This window comes from Ruficoccus amylovorans, from assembly GCF_014230085.1.
GTDB classification, from domain to species: domain Bacteria; phylum Verrucomicrobiota; class Verrucomicrobiia; order Opitutales; family Cerasicoccaceae; genus Ruficoccus; species Ruficoccus amylovorans.
In genome coordinates, this window is the sequence record NZ_JACHVB010000035.1 from 560,659 (window position 1) to 578,067 (window position 17,409).

Below are 17,409 nucleotides of genomic sequence, written 5' to 3' on the forward strand. Positions count from 1 at the left end.
CATCAGAAGTATCGTCAAAATAGTTTAATCAAGCGTCCTTGTGAAGTGCATAGAGTGGCTTGAGTGCCAAAGATTGAACGCCTTTCCACCTCGGCCTGAAGACTTATTATTCGTCTGAAAACTACAGGTTGTGCTGTGGCTGAGGATTAGGTTCTGACAGGGATAGCGGGTGTGTGGCGATGTGCACAGCCGGTGGCGATGATGGGGCCTGTTTATGTCAGGAGGAAATTATATAAGTATAGGGAATTAATGGCTGATGTATTAGGGGTTTTATTGCTATCGGAGCTGATTGGTTTGCTATTAGCTGCGCTATGCGCGTGCCTAGAACAACGAATGCGGCTTTATCGCCGACCCTGAAATTCCCACGTTTCTCCATGCTTGCGTTGAGCTTGGGGGCGACCTTGCTGGCTGGTCCCGCGGCCCAGGCGGCGGTGACGCCGGAGGGCGACGTCTCTCCGGGGACAGGCGACTCCTACTGGAGCACAGGTGGGAGCAGCAGCCAGGCTGTCGCTATCGGGCAGAGTTCGCCCGGTTCGCTTATGATGAACGGCGGCAGCACGCTCGCCAGCGGCCAGGTCACTATCGGTACCGATGGGGCTGCTGGAGGCGAAGTTGAATTGTCGGACGCCGGCACGAGCTGGGCCATCGCCAATGATGCCTACATCGGCTTTTTCGGTGGAGCGCTGGTTGAAGTCATGAACGGGGCGAGCGTGAGCACCGGCTCCACGGCTCTGGGCTACTACGCGGGCAGCACCGGTAAGATCGTGGTCAAGGGCGCGGGCTCGCAGTGGAGCGCAACCAGTGTGGTGGTCGGTTCCTCCGGCAATGCGCAGTTCAATGTGACCGACAGCGGCAAGGTCACGACGAGCGGCAATTTGGATGTACAGGGTGGTTCGGGCGTCGGCATCCTGAACCTCGGCGTTTCCGGTAATACGACGCTGGTCGATGTCGGCGGCACTTTTACCAATAATGGCACGGTCAATGTCTTCGCTCTCGGGAATATTACGGGCGGTATCTACCTCCCGGTCACGGCCACCTCATTCGCCGGCGGCGGTACCCTCAATTTCTGGGGCGGCTCCGTGGCTGAAGGGGTAGGTGCCTTTGCGGTCAGCGACTACACGGAGTACACGACGCCGTTGGTGGGGCAGAACCTCAGCGGCGCGCGCGTCAACGCCGGGGACGGCGAGCTGATCGTGGTCTTCGCCGACAATGCGGGCACCGGCAACCTGGAGATCAACGAGGTGGCATCTCCGCTGCCTTCCGGTTACAGCTATTATGAGGTGGTCCAGATCGAAATGAGCGGCCTGACCAACAGCGAGATTATCCTCTCCTTCGAACTGGGCGCGGGGGTGGACGAAGACAATATTTACGCCTGGAAACTCGTGGGTGAAAATTGGCAGGAGATCGACCTCGAGGATACGCTCGGGACCTACGAGCAGGAGTACTTCAATATGATGGTTGATGGCGGCGGCGTTTACGCCCTCGGCGTTGTGCCTGAGCCCTCCACTTACGCGGCTTTGATCGGCGCGTGCGTACTGGCCTTCGTTTGCCTGCGTCGTCGTCTGCGTTCCTGAGGCGGAAGCGGGTATTTTTATCCTTTTAGCGGACATGGGCTTCCTCGCGAGGGGAAGCCCGTTCCATTTTCCGCCAAATGCTTTTTTGCATATTTGCCTGTAAAACCGGCCAAAAGGATGTATCTTTCGGCTCTCCTTTAACCTAAAGCATCAGACAGTTATGAAAAATCTATTCGGATTCTCCCTGCTTTCCCTGCTCGCCGTGTTCGCGCTCTCGGGCTGCGGCACCACGAACTCGAACGTTGATTACAAGACCCAGCGTATCGCTTACTCCGACCCGGCTGTCCAAAAGGAGGTCAAGGTCGAGCTGGTGGACGGCGACATCAAGGACAAGAAGGTTCTCCAGGCCAATATCGTCAACACGACGAGCAAGCCGGTTGTGGTCAGCTACCGCGTCGAGTGGTTCAACCTTAACGGCCTGCTGATTAACGACCCGGAAACCAAGAAGCTCCAGATCGCCCCCGGCGACATCGGCTTTGTCAAGGCCGAGCAGCCCGATCCGCTCGCCGTATACCCGCGCATCGTCCTGGGCAAGTAAAGCCCGGCGCTCGCACAAGCGTTCTCTTTGCGGCAGCACGTCTGCCGTCATCCAATAAATCCCCCGGTTCGTTGCCGCGGGGATTTTTTTTTGTGTCGCGTGGAGATGGTATCATTTGCTTCCCCAGACTCGTCTCCGGCCCGTGTTCGGTCTGTGAAGTTCGTTTCGTCCGGCGCAACCGTTTTGGCGTCGGCACTCCGGCAGGAGCAGCAATGGCGATCTGAAGGGTCGCAGGTCAAGGACTCTGTCCTTAGACCCTGTCTTGCTACTCGCAGTCAATGGTTATTTGTCTACAAAATCGCAAGTGAAGTGAACGGAGTTCGTTTGAGTCGGCGTCAATCGCCGCTGCCCATGCCACCGCGTTGGCGGTGGCATCAGTGATCCGTCAGGATCACAGGTGCAGGACTCTGTCCTGCTACTCGTAGAGGTTGGCGCCCCGGCGCTGGGTATAGTTGAAGCCCTCTTTTTCGATCATAATCATGCTGAGGGTGTCGCTCAGGTGGCTCCAGTCTCCGGCCACCTCGTCGATCTCGCCGAGTTTCTGGAGTTGGTGTTCGCGCCGCTGGTAGTACTTGCGGCAGATGAAGTTGCCGACGATCCCGCCCAGCCCGGCGCCGACCCCGACCGAGACGTAGAAAAAAGCGGGTCCGATGACGTGCGTAGCGACCAACCCGATCGGACCGCCGATAAACAGCCCGCCGACCACGCGCAAGCTCCAGACGATGAAGTCACTGGTTTCCACGGTGGCGTCGAGGGTGAGGTTGCGATGGGTGGCCTCCAGGCTGAGGGTGTAGAAGTTCCGGGTGCCATCAGGACCGTAAGTGGTGTTGAGCCCGAAGTTCGTCTCGACCCGCAACTCGCCGCTGCCGCGCCGGATGGTGGTGAGCTGATTGCCGGGGGAGTCGCTCGTGTGGGTGATCTTGTAGCGCGGATCGATCCGGAAGGTTTGCCGGATGTAGTCGTCGATCAGTCCGGTGTAGAAAAGCGCCTGCTCAAGGGCCACGCCACGGTCCTCTCCGGGAAAATCCAGGCTGCGGATGATTTTTTCCTGAGTGGCTGAGGACATCGATGATGTAGGGATGGCTACGACGAATTGTCACTGAATGAAGCACCCCGGCGCAAGGCAATTTGGCGTGGTGGAAAGGGGGAGACTGCGGTGTCGGTGCCTTGTGGGATGGGCCGTATTTCGGGCATTGACGGGACGCCTATTCTGGGCGATTTTTGTTCTCTGTTCTTTTGACAATTTCAGGGGTGAGCTCTCGCGGTTCGGCGCTTGCGCCGGGTCGAGGAAAGTCCGGACACCACAGGGCAGGATTCCCGGTGAAAACCGGGGCAGGGCGGCGCGAGCCAGCCTTGACGGCACAGTGCCACAGAAAACGTACCGCCTCGCGCTCCGGCGCGGGGTAAGGGTGAAAAGGTGGGGTAAGAGCCCACCGCCGCTGCGGGTAACCGCGCGGGCAGGGTAAACCCAATCCGGTGCAAGACAATGTAGGGGACCGGGCGGCCCGTCCATACGGTCCCGGGTAGGTCGCATCCCTTCGGGGAGACGCGTGCAAGCGCGTCAGATAAATGAGAGCAGCCGCTTCGGCGGTAACAGAATCCGGCTTATGATCCCCTGATCTTTTTCCGCCGCGCTGCGCCTCGGTTTCTGGCTGGGGCGGGTGCGGTGTTTTTTACGTTGACAGGGGAGGGGTTCACGGTAATTTCCTCCCCTTTTCCTTTTCCCAAATTCGATTTTTCATGGCCAACACCAAACAAGCCCAGAAGTACATCCGTAAGACCGAGGTTCGCACGGAGCGTAACCGCAACGAGAGCAGCCGTCTGAAGACCCTGGCCAAGAAGGCCCGTGCCGCCGAAGGCGAAGAAGCCGCCAAGATCGCCAGCGAGTACGCCTCTGCCCTGGACAAGGCCGCCAAGCGCGGTGTCATCCATCCGAACAAGGCCGCCCGCCAGAAGTCGGCCATCTCGGCCAAGATCTTCGCCAAGGCCTGAGGCCCTGGCTGCTGATAGCTTTGCTAACCTCCGTTCCCGCCGGAACGGGGGTTTTTTTGTTTGGCATCGGCCCCGTCTGACTGATTGATGTGGGCTGCCCTGAAAATCCGGAAATTTTTGCGTTAAACAATGGCTTCGACCGAACAGACCCGCTTCATCGGCTTCCCTCCGCCCCTGCTCGGGGGGCGTCCCCAACGCCTGCCCGTGCTCGGCTGTGAGCCGGGGCAATGGCTGGCGCTGGACAAGCCTGCGGATGTCCTGACTGAGCGGCACCGCTGGTACCCCGGAATGCCCGCGCTGGTGCCCGCGCTCAACGCCCAGGCCGAGGCCGGTAAGCCCGAACTGGAGCCTTACGGGGTCACGGAGGCCCGCCATGTTTACATTCTGGAGCCGGAAATTTCCGGCGTGCTGCTACTTGCTTTGAGCGATGAGCGGCTCCAGCAGTTGCGCGAGGCCTATGGTTCCGGGCAGATGCGCTTTCGCTTCGGCTTCCTCGCCCAGTGGCGTGGCGGGCCGGAAGAGCGGTCAAGCCAGCTCCCCGTCGCCGTGCACAACACCGAGGCGCGCGCGCTGATTTCCCATCAGAGCGGTAAGAAGTGCCGGACCCGTTTCCGCCTGGTCGAACGGCTCGGAGACTATGCCTGGTGGGAGGCGAGCGCGACCTACCTGCGCCCGCATCAGATTCGCCTGCACGCGGCCGAGCTGGGCTTGCCCGCCGTTGGCGATGCGCTCTATGGCGGTCCGGAGCCGATCTGCCTGTCCATGCTCAAGCGCGATTACCGCCAGCGTGGTATTGAACGCCCGCTCTACGACGGCCTTTGCCTGCACCTGGAGGGGCTGGAGGCAAACCTGCCGGGCCAGGCCATCCGCCTGGAGGCCGGGCTGCCGAAGGGGCTGGCCGTCCTGCGTCGCCGTCTGCTCATGCATGCCTGATTAAGAGGGCTTACCCGCGAAGCTCCTTTTCTTTCATCTCTTCGCGTTCCTTCGCGGGCAAAATTCCTTATCGGATCGCTTTCGGGCACCCGTCGCCGGTGTTAATCGGAAACGTGCGGGTTATTTATCAGATGCCGGGGTCGATGCTTTCCTCGCCGCCCCACATGAGCTTGCTGCGCAGAATGCGGAAGTGGGAATGGTTGGGCGGCTGAAGGAGAGGGACGGTGGTGTCGGCGCGGCGGATGCTCAGGGGCAGGCGGCAGCCGTGAAAGGCGAGATTGCCGTCCACGGAGATAATGGGGGGCTTGCCTCGGGGGGAGCAGTTGACAGCCAGTCGCGAGCGCGAGGGAAAGATCATGCTGCGGTTGGTCAGGGTGTGGGCGCAGATCGGCGTCATGGTGATGACGTTCGAGTGCGGGTGCACGATGGGCCCCCCGGCGGAAAGATTGTAGGCGGTGGAGCCGGTCGAGGTGCAGAAAATCAGCCCGTCGGCCCAGTAGTCGGTGACGAGTTCCTCGTCACAGGTGACGCGCAGCCCGATCAGCCCTTGCGAGTCGGGGCTTTTCAGCACCACGTCGTTGAAGGCGAAGGCTTCCTCACCCCCGGCGGAGGTGCAGTGGAGGGTGGAGCGCTCCTCGATGATGTACTCCCCGGCGAGAATTCTTTTAAACTGCCATTCGGACTCCTCGACGGAGAGCGTGGCCAGGAAGCCGAGTTTGCCCTGATTGATCCCGAAAACGGGCACGCGGTGGGCCATCGACTCGGGGACGGCGGAGAGCAGGGTGCCGTCGCCGCCGAGGACACAGCAGGCGTCCATCCCCTTGAGGAAGTCGCGCTCAACCGGGTGGGAGGTGGTCAGGCGGCTTTCGACTCCGGCCTGGGCGCAGAGGTGGGTCAGCATCTTGCCCAGTTCATGAGCGCCGGTCTTCTGGGCATTGACGACGAGGGCGATCCGGGTAATGGGCTTCATCGGGGGAAAGTGAAAAGCCAGACTAGGCCCCGTCGTGGGTCAGACCAAGCAAAAACTCCCGGTTGCCGTCGCCCCCGGTCACGGGGCAGTCCATTTCCCCGACCACGCGCGCGCCGGGCAGGTTGCCGGTGGCGAAGAGCTTGATCGTGCTCAGGGTGCGCTGGCGGACGGCCTCGTCGCGGATGATGCCCTTGGTGCGGCGGGTTTCCTCCGGTCCGGCCTCGAACTGCGGCTTGACCAGCGCGACGAGCAGCCCGCCCGGCTCCAGCAGCGGCCAGACGGCGGGAAGGACCTGGGTGAGCGAGATAAAGGACAGGTCCATCGAGATCAAATCGTAGCTCGGGTGGGGCAGGGTGGCTGGGTCGAGGTGGCGGGCGTTGACGCCTTCGAGGTTGGTCACACGCGAGTCGTCGAGGAGGGAGGGGTGGAGCTGGCCGTGGCCGACATCGATGCAGGTCGCGCTGGCCGCTCCCGCCTGGAGCGCGCAGTCGGTGAAGCCCCCGGTCGAGGCCCCCACATCCAGCAGGCGGCGTCCGCCCAGGTCCGCCGGGAAGTGTTCCAGGTAAGCCGCGAGCTTGTCGCCCCCGCGGCTGACGAAGCGGGGCGGGTCTTTTACGCTCAGGAGGGTGTCCGGGGGCAGAAAGCGTCCGGGCTTGGTCACGAGCTCGCCGCCGGGGGTGCTGACCCGGCCCTCCAGGATGAGTCGCCGGGCCTGGCTGCGGCTGGCGGCCTGGCCGGAGCGGACGAGGAGGTCATCGGCGCGTGTTTTTTCCATGTTGATGCGGGTTGCGGGACGATTTGAGGAAAGGCACCGGCGCGGTTTTTCCGAGCCAAAACGGCGGGTCGCGTGGTTTTTTTCCGTTGACAGGGGGAGCAAAGTGGGGTGATTTGGGGCGAAGTGGAACGGATATCCTCTTTCTTCTCTCCATGATCTCCTTTGAACAGGGCCTTTATGCCGGTGAGTTCCGGCACAATCTGGACGCCAAAAAGCGTCTGACGGTCCCGTCGAAGTGGCGTTTTGAGGGGGACGAAAAGGCTCTGTATCTCGCTTTCCGCAATCCCTGCGGCTGTGTGACCATTTACCCGCCCGCCTTGGTGCAGGAGCTCAAGAACAAGCTCTCGTCGATTAAACTCGGCGACCAGAAGGCTCAACGGGCGGTCATGAAGCTGTTCAGCGGGGCGGACCAGTTCACCATCGACAAAAACGGCCGCATCAACCTGAGCGAGCGTCTCTACCAACAGGCGGAGATCTCCCGGGAGGTGGTCCTCGTCGGTGGCGTTGACAAATTTCACCTTTGGAACCCCGAGCGCTACGACGCCTACATTTCCGCCGACGAAGACGACGGCGATCTCAGCGACGTCCTCAGCGAACTCGGACTCTAACCGCTTTCAAACCTTTCACTGCCTTAACCGAACAAACCATATGAGACTCAGCCAGGAACTCTATAATGCCGGAATCCTGGGCAAACAGGAAACCCGCAAGCCGACCGCGTTCCACGTGGTCGCCCCGCACGCCCCGCGCTCTGGCGAGGGCGGTCCGCTGTTCAACGCCTTTCAGCGTCGCGAGCAGTCCACCAAGGTCAACGTCCGCGGATGGAGGGCTCTCTCCCATGTGCTTCGCCTTCGCTAGGCTGCCGTGGGACGCTCTCTTTACTAGGATGGCCGGTCATCTTCCCGTAATGCTGCGAGAGGTGCTGGAGCTCCTCGCTCCGCAGCGGGGAGGGCACTACCTCGACGGTACTTTCGGAGGCGGCGGCCACAGCCGCGCCATTCTGGAGTCCGGCCCCGAGGTTCGCCTGACCGCCCTTGACCGCGACCCGGACGCCGCCCGCAGGGCCGAGCGCTTCCGCGAGGAATTCGGACACCGCTTCACTTTTTACCACCTGGAATTTTCTCAACTGCAAACACTGACTGAACACGATTACGCCGGGGCTCTTTTCGACCTCGGCGTATCCTCTTTCCAACTCGACGAGGCCGAACGCGGCTTCTCCTTCGGCAAGCCCGCCCCCACTGACATGCGAATGGACCCCACATCCGGCCAAAGCGCCGCCGAGTTTCTCGAGACCGCTCCCGAGCGCGATCTCGTGCACGCGGTGCGTGACTTGGGGGAAGAGCAGGCATGGCGGCGCGTGTGCCGGGCCATCATGGAGGCTCGCTGCAGCGGCCGTCTGTCCCGCACCGACTCGCTGGCCGAATTGGTCTCCGAGGCCATCCCGAAGCGCGGCGGCAAGCCCTCGCGCATCCACCCGGCGACCCGGACCTTTCAGGGCATCCGCATGGCGGTGAACGACGAACTGGGCGTGCTTGAGCGCGTCCTGCCCGCCGCCTTCGAGCGGTTGGCCGCCGGGGGCGTCCTGGCTGTGATCACTTTCCACTCGCTGGAGGACCGCCTCGTGAAGCGCTTCTTCAACCGCCTGGCGGGCCGTCCCGAGCACGCCGGAGACTCCCGTCCGCAGGACGAGCGCGTCCAGTTCGCCGAACTGCTGACCCGCCGCCCGCTCGCTCCCTCCGAGGAGGAAATCGCCGTCAACCCCCGGAGCCGTTCGGCCAAGGTGCGCGCCGTGCGCAAGCTTGCCGGTGCTCCCGAACTTCAACCTGCCTGAGCCATGCATTACCTTAAAGACCTCAATTCGTATCGTTGGATGTCCGCCGGCCTGTGCCTGATGATCCTGCTGGTCGCGGTGGGCGGTTCGCTCGGTATCGTGTGGATGCGCACCCAGACCACCGGCACCGCCAAGCACGTGGCCCAGATGGAACGCGACCTGCGCGTGCTCGAAAACGACAACGCCACCCTGTCGGCGCGCATGGCCCGCGCCCACAACCCGGAATTTCTGATCCGGCACATGCCCCAGGGGCTGCGCCCGACCAGCGGCAACCAGATCGTCTGGATCCAGGCCAACGCAGCTCCCGCCTATGTCGCCCAGGCCCGTCAGGGTGATGCTTCCGTGTCCGCCACAGCCGGGCAGCAGGCCACCGTGTCTTTCGACCTCGCCTTTATTAACCAGCAACGGAACCCGCAGCCCTGATGAACCGCTCCTTCGTCTCCAGCTTCCGTTTTATCCTGATTGTCGTTGGCATCGTCGCCTGCTTTGCCTCCGTCTTCGGACGGCTGTTTTATTTGCAGGTGATCGATCAGGAGAAACTGAGCCGGATCGTTGAGAGCAACCGCAAGACCTTTCAGGTCATCAACGCCCGCCGGGGCGACATCGTGGACTCGCGCGGCGAACTGCTTGCCACCACGACCGAGGTTTACCAGATCGGGGTGGACCCGCACGCGATCAAGGAAGAGGACTACGAAAAGGCTTCCGCCCTGGCCGCGATCCTGCGCGTGCCCGAGAGCGAGATCCGCGAGAAGTTCGACACCCGCATGCGCGAGGTCAACGGCCCGGATGGCCCCGAACTGCGCGACATTCACTGGCACAAGCTGGCCGACAACGTGACCCGCGACGCGCTCATGCGCATCCGCGAACTGGACATCCGCGCCGTTTACGGTAACCCGCAGTACCTGCGCGTCTATCCCTCGACCTCGCTGGCCGCCCACACCGTGGGTTTTATCAACAAGGAGGAGTCCGCCGTCTCCGGCGTCGAGCGCTGGCTGGACTTTTACCTGCGCGGGCAGGACGGCTGGAGCGAGGCCGAGCGCGATGGCCGTCGCCGCGAGCTGGTGCAGTTCCAGACACGTGAGGTGCAGCCGCGCCCCGGCCTGAACGTCGAGCTGACCCTAGACATGGTGATCCAGCACTTCGCCGAGGAGCAGGTGCAGGAAATCGTCAAAGCCTACCAGCCCAAGGGCGTGACCATTATCGTCAGCGAGCCGACTACCGGCTACCTGCTGGCGCTGGCCAACTACCCGAGCTTCAACCCGAACGTTTTCTGGAAGTCCCCCTCCGAGGCCCTGCGCAACCGTGCCGTGAGCGACGTTTACGAGCCGGGCAGCACGTTCAAGATCGTGGCCGCTGCCGCCGCGCTGGAGGAGCACCTTGTCCGCCCGCAGGATGAGCTGGATTGCAGTCTGGCGACGGTCGAGTACAAGGGCCGTCCGCTGTCGCTGCCGAAGGATTCGCATCCGCTGGGCAAGATCAGCATGGAAGAGGTCGTCGTGAAGTCCAGCAACCGTGGGGCCGCGCTTCTGGGCATGCGCCTGGGGGAAGAACGTCTTTATAAATACGCCCGCGCCTTCGGCTACGGGGAAAAGACTGGCCTGGGCATGGGCGCGGAGTCGCGCGGCCTGCTGGCCGAGCCTTCGCGTTGGGACGGGCTGACCATCAGCCGCCTGCCTATGGGCCACGCCATCGGCGCGACCCCCTTGCAAGTCCACATGGCGATGGCCACGGTGGCCAACCGCGGCGTGCTCATGCAGCCGCAGGTCGTGCGCAGGCTTTTCGACGAGCACGGCGAGACGGCTGTTTCTTTTGATCCGGTGGCGCGTCGCCGGGTGATTTCTTCCGATACGGCCTACACCCTCTCGGGTATGCTGGCCAAGGTCTGCGCCCCCGGAGGCACGGCCCGCGAGGCCGCCATTCCCGGCTACGAAGCCGCAGGCAAGACGGGCACGACTCAGAAAATCGTGAATGGCCGCTACTCCAGCAGCCACCACATCGGTTCTTTCAGCGGGTTTTTCCCGGCTTCCTCCCCGGCTCTGGTCATCACTGTGGTGGTGGACGAGCCCCAGCTCAACGGCGTCGGCTACGGTGGCAAGGTTGCCGCCCCGGCCTTCAGTGCGCTGGCGGAGAAGTGTGCGTCCTACCTCGGCATCCAGCCGGGCGAGGAAAAACAGATGCTGGCTCTTTCAGAAAGGTGATTGGATAATGGCTCTACCGGGAATGGAACTGCTACTGGGGGGACTGCGCAGCGGGCGCCGGCCCTTCGTGTGTTCGTTTGGCATGGCTGGCGGCGGCGCTTCGAGCGTCGGCCCGCAGTGGCCCAGCCTGGACGAACTCATCAAGGACCTGCCGGCGGTAAATTTCCGTGGAGAGGGCAAGACGCCCGTGCGCGCGCTCGTCACCGACAGCCGCCGCGTCGCCCCCGGCTCGCTCTTTTTCGCCCTCGGCGGCCTGCGCACCGACGGTAACCTCTACATCGAGGAAGCTATCGACCGGGGCGCGGTCGGCATCGTATCCGAGAGCCCGGCGGAGTCCATCCGCCAGGTGCCGTACCTCCAGGTCGAGGACTGCCGTGCGGCGCTGGCTGAAGTCGCCCGCCGCTTTCACGGACGCCCGGACGACGAGCTGGACCTGTTCGCCGTCACCGGCACGAACGGCAAGACGACCGTCTCCTTTCTCGCCCAGCACCTGCTGGCGGACGAGCCCCACACCGTGGGCCTGATTGGCACCGTCCACTACGACCTGGGCAAACGCACGCTGCCCTCGTACAAGACCACGCCCGAGTCGCTCGATATTTACTCCATGCTCAGCCAGATGGTGAGCGAGGGCTGCAAGCAGGCCGTGGTGGAAGTCAGCTCTCACGCCATCCAGCAGCAGCGCGTCGATGGGGTACGTTTCCCCGTGGCGGCGTTCCTGAACCTGACCCAGGACCACATCGATTACCACCGCAACATGGAGGCGTACTTCGAAGCCAAGAGTCGCCTCTTCACCGGGGCGCTCGGGTCGGTGCCGAAGGTTGCCCTGATTAATATCGACGACCCCTATGGCCGTCGCTTGGTGGGGATGGTCCCCGAGGGTGTGAAGGTGATTACTTACGGCGTTTGCGCCGACGCCGACCTGCGGGCCGAACACATCAAGCTCGGGGCGCAGGGCAGCTCCTTTGACCTCGTCTGGCCCGAGGGCCGGGTGCGGGTGGAAACCCCGCTTTTGGGGCATTACAACGTCGCCAACACGGTGGCGGCGGTCGGCTTGGCCTACGCGCACGGCAAGTCCCCGGCGGACCTGGTGGAGCGTATTGCCTCCTTCAAGGGCGTCCCCGGACGCATGGAAAAGGTCGTTTCCGGCCAGCCCTATCAGGTGCTGGTGGACTATGCCCATACCGACGACGCGCTTTCCAACGCCCTGACCATGCTGCGCGAAATCACCGCCGGTCGCCTGCTGGTGGTCTTCGGCTGCGGCGGCGACCGCGACCGCACCAAGCGCCCCAAGATGACGGGTGCGGTGCAGAACTTCGCCGACTACGCCTGGGCCACGGCGGACAACCCCCGCAAGGAGGACCTGAAGCAGATTTTCGACGACATGCGGCAGGGCGTCAGCGTACCCGAGCGCATCGCCTTTGTCGATGACCGCCGCCGCGCCATCAGCCTCGCCCTGCAGGAAGCCGGTCCGGGCGACTGCGTGCTCATCGCGGGCAAGGGGCATGAAACCTATCAGGAATTTTCAGATACCGTGGTGCCTTTCGACGACCGTCAGGTGGCCCGCGAACTGATTAATCTGAAAGCCATTGAGCCGGATGCCTGAGTTTATGCCCGAGGATCTTGCAGCATTGACCGGTGGCTCCTGGGCCGGTGATCACACGCCGTCGCGTGTGACGGGCTTCACCCACGACTCGCGTCAGGCGCAGGCGGGGGAAATGTTTGTCGCGCTGGAGACGCCGGCGCGGGACGGGCACGACTTCATCCCCGCCGCCCGCGAGGCCGGGGCCGCCTCCGCGCTGGTTCGTGCCGAGGTCGGGGAAGACCTGCCCCAACTCGTCGTCCCCGACACGCTGGAGGCTTTTCAGAAGATTGCCGCCGGGCACCGCAGGGACTTTGCGGGCAAGGTCATCGGCGTGACCGGGAGCTGCGGCAAGACCTCGACCAAGGACCTGCTCGGCCTCCTGCTCGGCGAACGGACCCTTCGCACCGAGGGCAATTTAAATAACTTTCTCGGCGTCCCGCTGACCCTGACACGCCTCGACAGCGCGCTTTACGACCACGCCGTGGTCGAGGCCGGGATCAACGAGCCGGGTGAGATGACGACTCTGGCTGCCATGATCGAGCCGGACATCGCCATCATTACCTGCGTGGCTCCGGCTCACCTGGAGCGGCTTGGCACAGTCGAGCGTGTGGCGGAGGAAAAAGCCCTCCTGGGCCGCTCGGCCCGTCGCGTGATTTTCCCCGGAGCCTGCTGGCAGTACGCGCCCTTCCGCGATCTTGGTGCGCGCGCGCTGGTGGTGACGGACGACCCGGACCTGGCCCGGACTTTGCCTGACGAGCAGTGCGTAGTTAGCCGTATGGGCAATGTGGATGTGGGTGGCTGCCGGCTCGAACTGGAGTCGGCAGCGCTCCCGGCTTTTACCTGCGAACTGCCGTTCAACTCGCCCGGCATGGTCAGCAACGCCGCACTCGCCCTCAGTGCCGCGCTGCTGTGCGGGGTCAGTCCGGACCTGCTGCGTGAACGCCTGAGCCACTGGCGGGCATCGCATCACCGTGGGGAGTGGCTCCACTGCGGCGAACAGTCTTTCTATATCGACAGCTACAACGCGAACCCGGCCTCGATGGCCGAGGCAATGGCCGCCTTTGAGGCGAGCGCCCCGGCGGATAAGCCCCGGCTCTACGTGCTCGGCGGCATGAAGGAACTGGGCGTGGAGAGCTACCGCTATCACATGGAAACCGGCGGACGGATTCGCCTGCGCGAGGGCGACCGGGCAGTGCTCATCGGCAGCGAGGCCGACGGCTATCGCGATGGCTTGCTCAAGGCCCGTAACCCGGCCGGGAGCCTGCGCCTGTTTACCGAGACGCGGGACGCCTCCGAGGCGGTGAAGGATTTCTCCGGGGCTATCATGCTCAAGGGCAGCCGTGCCTACGCGCTCGAATCTCTTTTGCCAACGATGGGGAAGGGAGGGGCTGAACGATGCTGACCTATCTGGCAGAGTTCAGTGACCTCTTCGGACCTTTCCGGCTTTTTCGCTTCCTCACCTTCCGCGCCGTGATGGGAGCGGGAACGGCGGTCGTGGTGGGCTTTATTATCGCGCCCTGGGTCTTTGCCCGGCTGCGTCAGCTCAAGCTCGCCCAGACCCTCCGAAACAAGGACGAGGTCGGCAAACTGGCCGACCTGCACGCCGGTAAAAAGGACACGCCCACGATGGGCGGGCTGATGATTTTCGCGTCGGTCTTTATCTCGACCCTGCTGTGGGCCGAGCCGAACCTCTACGTCATCGTCACGATGATCGTCTATGCCGGTCTGACGGCGCTGGGCTTCGCCGACGATTACCTGAAGGTGAGCAAGAAAAACTCCAAGGGCCTCGCCAGCCACTGGAAACTGGCCGGGCAGGGCGTGTTGACCTTGATCGCGCTTGCGCTGCTGCTGGGAAGCACCGAGACGCACCTGAAAATGTCCGAGCTGTGGGTGCCGTTCCTGAAGGAACCGCTCATCATGGCCATGCCGATCTGGTTCGCCTTTATCTTTTTCTTCCTCGTGATGGCGGGCTCCAGCAACGCCATCAACCTGACCGATGGGGTGGATGGCCTCGCCATCGGCTGCACGGTCACGGCCACGCTCGTTTACGGGCTGATGGCCTACGCTGCCGGTAACGTCATCATCTCCGACTACTTGCTGATCAGCTACATCCCCGGTAGCGGTGAGTTGGCCGTGATCTGTTCGGCGCTCGTTGGCGCAAGCCTGGTTTTTCTGTGGTACAACAGCCACCCGGCCACGGTCTTCATGGGCGACACCGGTTCGCTCGCGCTGGGCGGGATCATCGGAACGATGGCCTTTATCATCCACCAGCCTTTTACGCTCATCATCGTGGGCGGGATTTTTGTGGCCGAAGCTATCTCCGTCATTCTCCAGGTCGGCTCCTACAAGCTCCGGGGCAAGCGCGTCTTCCGGATGGCCCCGCTGCATCATCATTTTGAACTGCTGGGCTGGCACGAAAACAAAGTCGTGATACGTTTCTGGATTATCTCTCTGATGTGCGCCTTTGCCGGATTGGCCACGCTCAAGCTCCGCTAACCTTTCTCATCGATGGAAACCCCCGAACTGCTCAAGCCTCTGCTCGAACGGCCCGCCGCGATTTTCGGCGCGGGCGTCAGCGGTCGTGCCGCGGGCGACCTGTTGCGTTCGCAGGGGCGGTTCTTCGAGGTGTACGACGAGCGGGGTGGGGCGCAGGCGCGCACGGAATTTGGCGAGCACGAGGCCGCCCGCCACGGGCTGGTCGTCCACAGTCCCGGCTTTCCGCCCGAGCATCCGTGGTTCGAGATCGCCCGCAAGGCCGGTTGCATGGTGCTCGGAGAGCTTGATTTCGCGTCCCTGTACTGGGGCGGAGGCAGCATCGCCGTGACCGGCACCAATGGAAAAACCACCGTGACGGAGTTCCTGGCCTACGCCTTCAAGCGTGCCGGACAGCAGGCTGTGGCCGTGGGCAACATCGGCTATCCGATGTCGCGGTTGTTCGAGCTGAGCAACCACGAGGGCGCGGTGGCGGTGGTGGAGGTTAGCTCCTTCCAGTCCGAGAGCCTGAAGCACTTTCGTCCCCAGTCGCTGATCTGGACGAATTTCGACGAGGACCACCTCGAACGCTACCCCTCGCTCAAGGATTACTTCGAGGCCAAGTGGCGACTGGTCGAGCAACTGTCCCGGCCCAGCCTGGTGATCGGCGAGTCGGTGGCGACCTGGGCGGAGAAATTCGGCAAGACCCTGCCGTCTTTCACGCGCGTGGTACGCCGCGAGGACAAGCTCGGCGGCCCACCCGCCAACTCGCCGTTCCTGAGCTACCCGCAGCAGGAGAATTACCGCCTCGTGCGCGCTTTCTGGGAAAAGGAGTCGATGAGCGTGGTCACGCTGGAGAGCGCCGCCGCGCAGTTCCGGTTGCCCCGGCACCGCCTGCAAAAGGTGGACGAGTTGCGCGGGGTGTCGTTCTGGAACGACTCCAAGGCGACGAATTTCGCTTCCGCCCTGGCCGCGATGAAGACCTTCCGCCAGCCGGTCATCTGGATCGGCGGGGGTAAATCCAAGGGCGGCGACATAGGGGCTTTTGCCCAGGCTATGGCCGGACAGATACAGGGGGCCGCCCTGCTGGGTGAAACCGCCCCCGAACTGGCGGAACATTTACAGGCTGCCGGGGTCGGGTGCCAGGTATGCCGGAGTATCCCCGAGGCGGTGGCGAAAGCCTTCGCCCAGGCCCCCGCCGGGGCCGTGGTCCTGCTCAGTCCGGGCTTTTCCAGTCTGGATATGTTCGAGAGCTATACCCAGCGGGGATTTGCATTTGAGCAGGCGGTTTTGGGTTTGAAGAAACAGAAGGCCACTGATACGAACAGCGCATGCGCAAAAACTGGAGAAACGTTGTCATGAAAATCAGTCAGATATTCCTCTGCGTGATCGGCCTTCATTTGGCCGTGATCGCATTCCTCTTTGCCACCCCGGGTTGTCAAAGCGGACCGGACGCCGAGACCACCGGCTCGGGAGGCGTCGTCGGCCCGCCGGACGGGACTGTCGTATCCGAGGCGAACCAGAATTACCGTCAGCAACAGTACACCGTCGGCGGTGCGCCGATTAAGGCTGAGAGCACGCCCGAGGTGACGCGCTTGCGCTCCACTCCGACCCGCCCGAGCTGGAACCTGAACGAGAACCAGCCCGCCGAAGTGATCGAAGGGCAGGAAGTCACCGTGCTTGAGCCGATGAACGAGGGGCTCGTCGCCGCCGGTGTGACCAGGATCTCGCCCGCGATGGAAACCTCCAGCTACACGGTGAAAAAGGGCGACAATCTGACGACCATCGCCCGCCGCCACGACGTCACGCTCAACGAACTGATGGACGCCAACGGCCTCAACCGCAAGTCGGTGCTCCAGGTCGGCCAGGTGCTTGTCATCCCCGCCGCCAGCGCTGCTTCCTACGAGCCGCCCGCCGGCGACCTCAGTGCCGGTTCCGCCGGGTCGGTGAGCGAAAGCGCCAGCAGCTACACGGTCAAGTCCGGGGACACGCTCGGGGCCATCGCCAAACGTAACGGCACCTCCGTCCGCGCCATCAAGAGCGCCAACAACCTCTCCAGCGACACGATCATCGTCGGGCAGACCTTGCTGATTCCCTCCGGCAGCGGTGCTACTGCTCCGTCGGTTTCGTCGGGCAGCTCCAGCGCCTCGCTTCCCGAAGGCACCTACCTGGTCCAAAAGGGCGACACGCTCGGTGCCATCGCCAAGCGTTACAACGTGAAGGTCTCCGAGCTGATGACGGAGAACAACATTTCCGACCCCCGCGCCCTGCGCGCCGGGCAAAAGCTGGTCATCCCCGGGCAGGGCTCAACTTCGTCCCCGGCCCCGGTTGCTCCGGCTCCCCGCGCCAAGCCCGCCACGACTCCTGCGCCGGTTCCGGCCCCGGTCCCCGCGCCGCAACCGGCTCCGTCCCAACCGGCCGTGATCGAGGAGTATAATGCGGAGCTTCTGTTGGAGAACCTTGACGACATTCCTGCCGCCGAGGTTCAGAGCACAAACTAAGAACTTCCTTTGAGCTACGGATCTGAAACCGAGAGAAAGTAATCTG

The 17,409-nt window shown here is 63.1% G+C and carries 17 protein-coding genes and 1 other RNA gene; 15 read left to right on the top strand and 3 right to left on the bottom strand.

What is annotated here, in order from left to right; genetic code table 11:
* The first annotated feature begins 374 nt into the window (after positions 1-374).
* Positions 375-1,574 (top strand): PEP-CTERM sorting domain-containing protein, encoded by a 1,200-nt coding sequence (locus tag H5P28_RS13880; RefSeq protein ID WP_185676305.1) that lies wholly within the window; start codon positions 375-377, stop codon positions 1,572-1,574.
* 160 nt (positions 1,575-1,734) lie between these two features.
* Positions 1,735-2,112, top strand: coding sequence for a DUF1425 domain-containing protein (locus H5P28_RS13885; RefSeq protein WP_185676306.1), 378 nt, complete (start codon positions 1,735-1,737; stop codon positions 2,110-2,112).
* 415 nt (positions 2,113-2,527) lie between these two features.
* Here the strand turns inward: H5P28_RS13885 and H5P28_RS13890 are convergent, their stop codons facing one another.
* The gene (locus H5P28_RS13890) at positions 2,528-3,178 is read right to left on the bottom strand and encodes a hypothetical protein (protein ID WP_185676307.1); all 651 of its coding nucleotides are present in this window, start codon (positions 3,176-3,178) and stop codon (positions 2,528-2,530) included.
* Positions 3,179-3,356: 178 nt separating this feature from the next.
* Here H5P28_RS13890 and rnpB point away from each other — a divergent pair.
* From rnpB to H5P28_RS13905, 3 genes are all read left to right on the top strand, one after another.
* An RNA gene (rnpB, locus tag H5P28_RS13895) (RNase P RNA component class A) lies at positions 3,357-3,736 on the top strand.
* Positions 3,737-3,852: 116 nt separating this feature from the next.
* On the top strand, positions 3,853-4,104 hold the full coding sequence (rpsT, locus tag H5P28_RS13900) for a 30S ribosomal protein S20 (protein ID WP_185676308.1): 252 nt from the start codon (positions 3,853-3,855) through the stop codon (positions 4,102-4,104).
* A gap of 129 nt (positions 4,105-4,233) precedes the next feature.
* The gene (locus H5P28_RS13905; RefSeq protein WP_185676309.1) at positions 4,234-5,037 is read left to right on the top strand and encodes an RNA pseudouridine synthase; all 804 of its coding nucleotides are present in this window, start codon (positions 4,234-4,236) and stop codon (positions 5,035-5,037) included.
* A gap of 127 nt (positions 5,038-5,164) precedes the next feature.
* On the opposite strand, the gene H5P28_RS13910 is transcribed toward H5P28_RS13905, so the two are convergent.
* Entirely contained in the window at positions 5,165-6,007 is an 843-nt protein-coding gene (locus H5P28_RS13910) for an NAD(+)/NADH kinase (protein ID WP_185676310.1), read from the bottom strand.
* A 22-nt stretch (positions 6,008-6,029) separates the two neighbouring features.
* Complete coding sequence (locus H5P28_RS13915; RefSeq protein WP_185676311.1) at positions 6,030-6,782, bottom strand: TlyA family RNA methyltransferase; 753 nt, start codon at positions 6,780-6,782, stop codon at positions 6,030-6,032.
* 152 nt (positions 6,783-6,934) lie between these two features.
* On the opposite strand from H5P28_RS13915, the gene H5P28_RS13920 reads away from it, so the two are divergent.
* The 10 genes from H5P28_RS13920 to H5P28_RS13965 are packed head-to-tail and all read left to right on the top strand — an operon-like array spanning position 6,935 to position 17,363.
* Positions 6,935-7,390, top strand: coding sequence for a division/cell wall cluster transcriptional repressor MraZ (locus H5P28_RS13920; RefSeq protein WP_185676312.1), 456 nt, complete (start codon positions 6,935-6,937; stop codon positions 7,388-7,390).
* Between the two features lie 40 nt (positions 7,391-7,430).
* Positions 7,431-7,637, top strand: coding sequence for a hypothetical protein (locus H5P28_RS13925; protein ID WP_185676313.1), 207 nt, complete (start codon positions 7,431-7,433; stop codon positions 7,635-7,637).
* Positions 7,638-7,665: 28 nt separating this feature from the next.
* On the top strand, positions 7,666-8,610 hold the full coding sequence (gene rsmH / locus H5P28_RS13930) for a 16S rRNA (cytosine(1402)-N(4))-methyltransferase RsmH (protein WP_185676314.1): 945 nt from the start codon (positions 7,666-7,668) through the stop codon (positions 8,608-8,610).
* Between the two features lie 3 nt (positions 8,611-8,613).
* Positions 8,614-9,033: a hypothetical protein gene (locus H5P28_RS13935; RefSeq protein ID WP_185676315.1), complete on the top strand. Its 420-nt coding sequence runs from the start codon at positions 8,614-8,616 to the stop codon at positions 9,031-9,033.
* Positions 9,033-10,808 carry a peptidoglycan D,D-transpeptidase FtsI family protein gene (locus H5P28_RS13940; RefSeq protein ID WP_185676316.1) on the top strand — a complete coding sequence of 592 codons (1,776 nt, stop codon included), beginning with the start codon at positions 9,033-9,035 and terminating at the stop codon, positions 10,806-10,808. The genes H5P28_RS13935 and H5P28_RS13940 overlap by 1 nt, the downstream gene beginning before the upstream one ends.
* Before the next feature lie 22 nt (positions 10,809-10,830).
* Complete coding sequence (locus H5P28_RS13945; protein ID WP_246456211.1) at positions 10,831-12,411, top strand: UDP-N-acetylmuramoyl-L-alanyl-D-glutamate--2,6-diaminopimelate ligase; 1,581 nt, start codon at positions 10,831-10,833, stop codon at positions 12,409-12,411.
* 4 nt (positions 12,412-12,415) lie between these two features.
* Positions 12,416-13,792: a UDP-N-acetylmuramoyl-tripeptide--D-alanyl-D-alanine ligase gene (locus tag H5P28_RS13950; RefSeq protein WP_185676318.1), complete on the top strand. Its 1,377-nt coding sequence runs from the start codon at positions 12,416-12,418 to the stop codon at positions 13,790-13,792.
* Positions 13,786-14,886: a phospho-N-acetylmuramoyl-pentapeptide-transferase gene (gene mraY / locus H5P28_RS13955; protein WP_185676319.1), complete on the top strand. Its 1,101-nt coding sequence runs from the start codon at positions 13,786-13,788 to the stop codon at positions 14,884-14,886. The genes H5P28_RS13950 and mraY overlap by 7 nt, the downstream gene beginning before the upstream one ends.
* A 12-nt stretch (positions 14,887-14,898) precedes the next feature.
* Complete coding sequence (gene murD, locus H5P28_RS13960) at positions 14,899-16,224, top strand: UDP-N-acetylmuramoyl-L-alanine--D-glutamate ligase (protein ID WP_185676320.1); 1,326 nt, start codon at positions 14,899-14,901, stop codon at positions 16,222-16,224.
* On the top strand, positions 16,221-17,363 hold the full coding sequence (locus tag H5P28_RS13965; RefSeq protein WP_185676321.1) for a muramidase family protein: 1,143 nt from the start codon (positions 16,221-16,223) through the stop codon (positions 17,361-17,363). Before murD ends, H5P28_RS13965 begins: the two co-directional genes overlap by 4 nt.
* Positions 17,364-17,409 lie beyond the last annotated feature (46 nt).

Bases quoted from the DNA above. Each gene is read 5' to 3' on its own strand.
- H5P28_RS13935 (WP_185676315.1), top strand. From the start codon at position 8,614: ATGCATTACCTTAAAGACCTCAATTCGTATCGTTGGATGTCCGCCGGC.
- H5P28_RS13890 (WP_185676307.1), bottom strand. From the start codon at position 3,178: ATGTCCTCAGCCACTCAGGAAAAAATCATCCGCAGCCTGGATTTTCCC.
- H5P28_RS13910 (WP_185676310.1), bottom strand. From the start codon at position 6,007: ATGAAGCCCATTACCCGGATCGCCCTCGTCGTCAATGCCCAGAAGACC.
- H5P28_RS13880 (WP_185676305.1), top strand. From the start codon at position 375: ATGCTTGCGTTGAGCTTGGGGGCGACCTTGCTGGCTGGTCCCGCGGCC.
- H5P28_RS13940 (WP_185676316.1), top strand. From the start codon at position 9,033: ATGAACCGCTCCTTCGTCTCCAGCTTCCGTTTTATCCTGATTGTCGTT.
- H5P28_RS13925 (WP_185676313.1), top strand. From the start codon at position 7,431: ATGAGACTCAGCCAGGAACTCTATAATGCCGGAATCCTGGGCAAACAG.
- H5P28_RS13905 (WP_185676309.1), top strand. From the start codon at position 4,234: ATGGCTTCGACCGAACAGACCCGCTTCATCGGCTTCCCTCCGCCCCTG.
- mraY (WP_185676319.1), top strand. From the start codon at position 13,786: ATGCTGACCTATCTGGCAGAGTTCAGTGACCTCTTCGGACCTTTCCGG.
- H5P28_RS13945 (WP_246456211.1), top strand. From the start codon at position 10,831: ATGGAACTGCTACTGGGGGGACTGCGCAGCGGGCGCCGGCCCTTCGTG.
- rpsT (WP_185676308.1), top strand. From the start codon at position 3,853: ATGGCCAACACCAAACAAGCCCAGAAGTACATCCGTAAGACCGAGGTT.
- H5P28_RS13965 (WP_185676321.1), top strand. From the start codon at position 16,221: ATGAAAATCAGTCAGATATTCCTCTGCGTGATCGGCCTTCATTTGGCC.
- H5P28_RS13885 (WP_185676306.1), top strand. From the start codon at position 1,735: ATGAAAAATCTATTCGGATTCTCCCTGCTTTCCCTGCTCGCCGTGTTC.
- H5P28_RS13915 (WP_185676311.1), bottom strand. From the start codon at position 6,782: ATGGAAAAAACACGCGCCGATGACCTCCTCGTCCGCTCCGGCCAGGCC.
- murD (WP_185676320.1), top strand. From the start codon at position 14,899: ATGGAAACCCCCGAACTGCTCAAGCCTCTGCTCGAACGGCCCGCCGCG.
- H5P28_RS13920 (WP_185676312.1), top strand. From the start codon at position 6,935: ATGATCTCCTTTGAACAGGGCCTTTATGCCGGTGAGTTCCGGCACAAT.
- rsmH (WP_185676314.1), top strand. From the start codon at position 7,666: ATGGCCGGTCATCTTCCCGTAATGCTGCGAGAGGTGCTGGAGCTCCTC.
- H5P28_RS13950 (WP_185676318.1), top strand. From the start codon at position 12,416: ATGCCCGAGGATCTTGCAGCATTGACCGGTGGCTCCTGGGCCGGTGAT.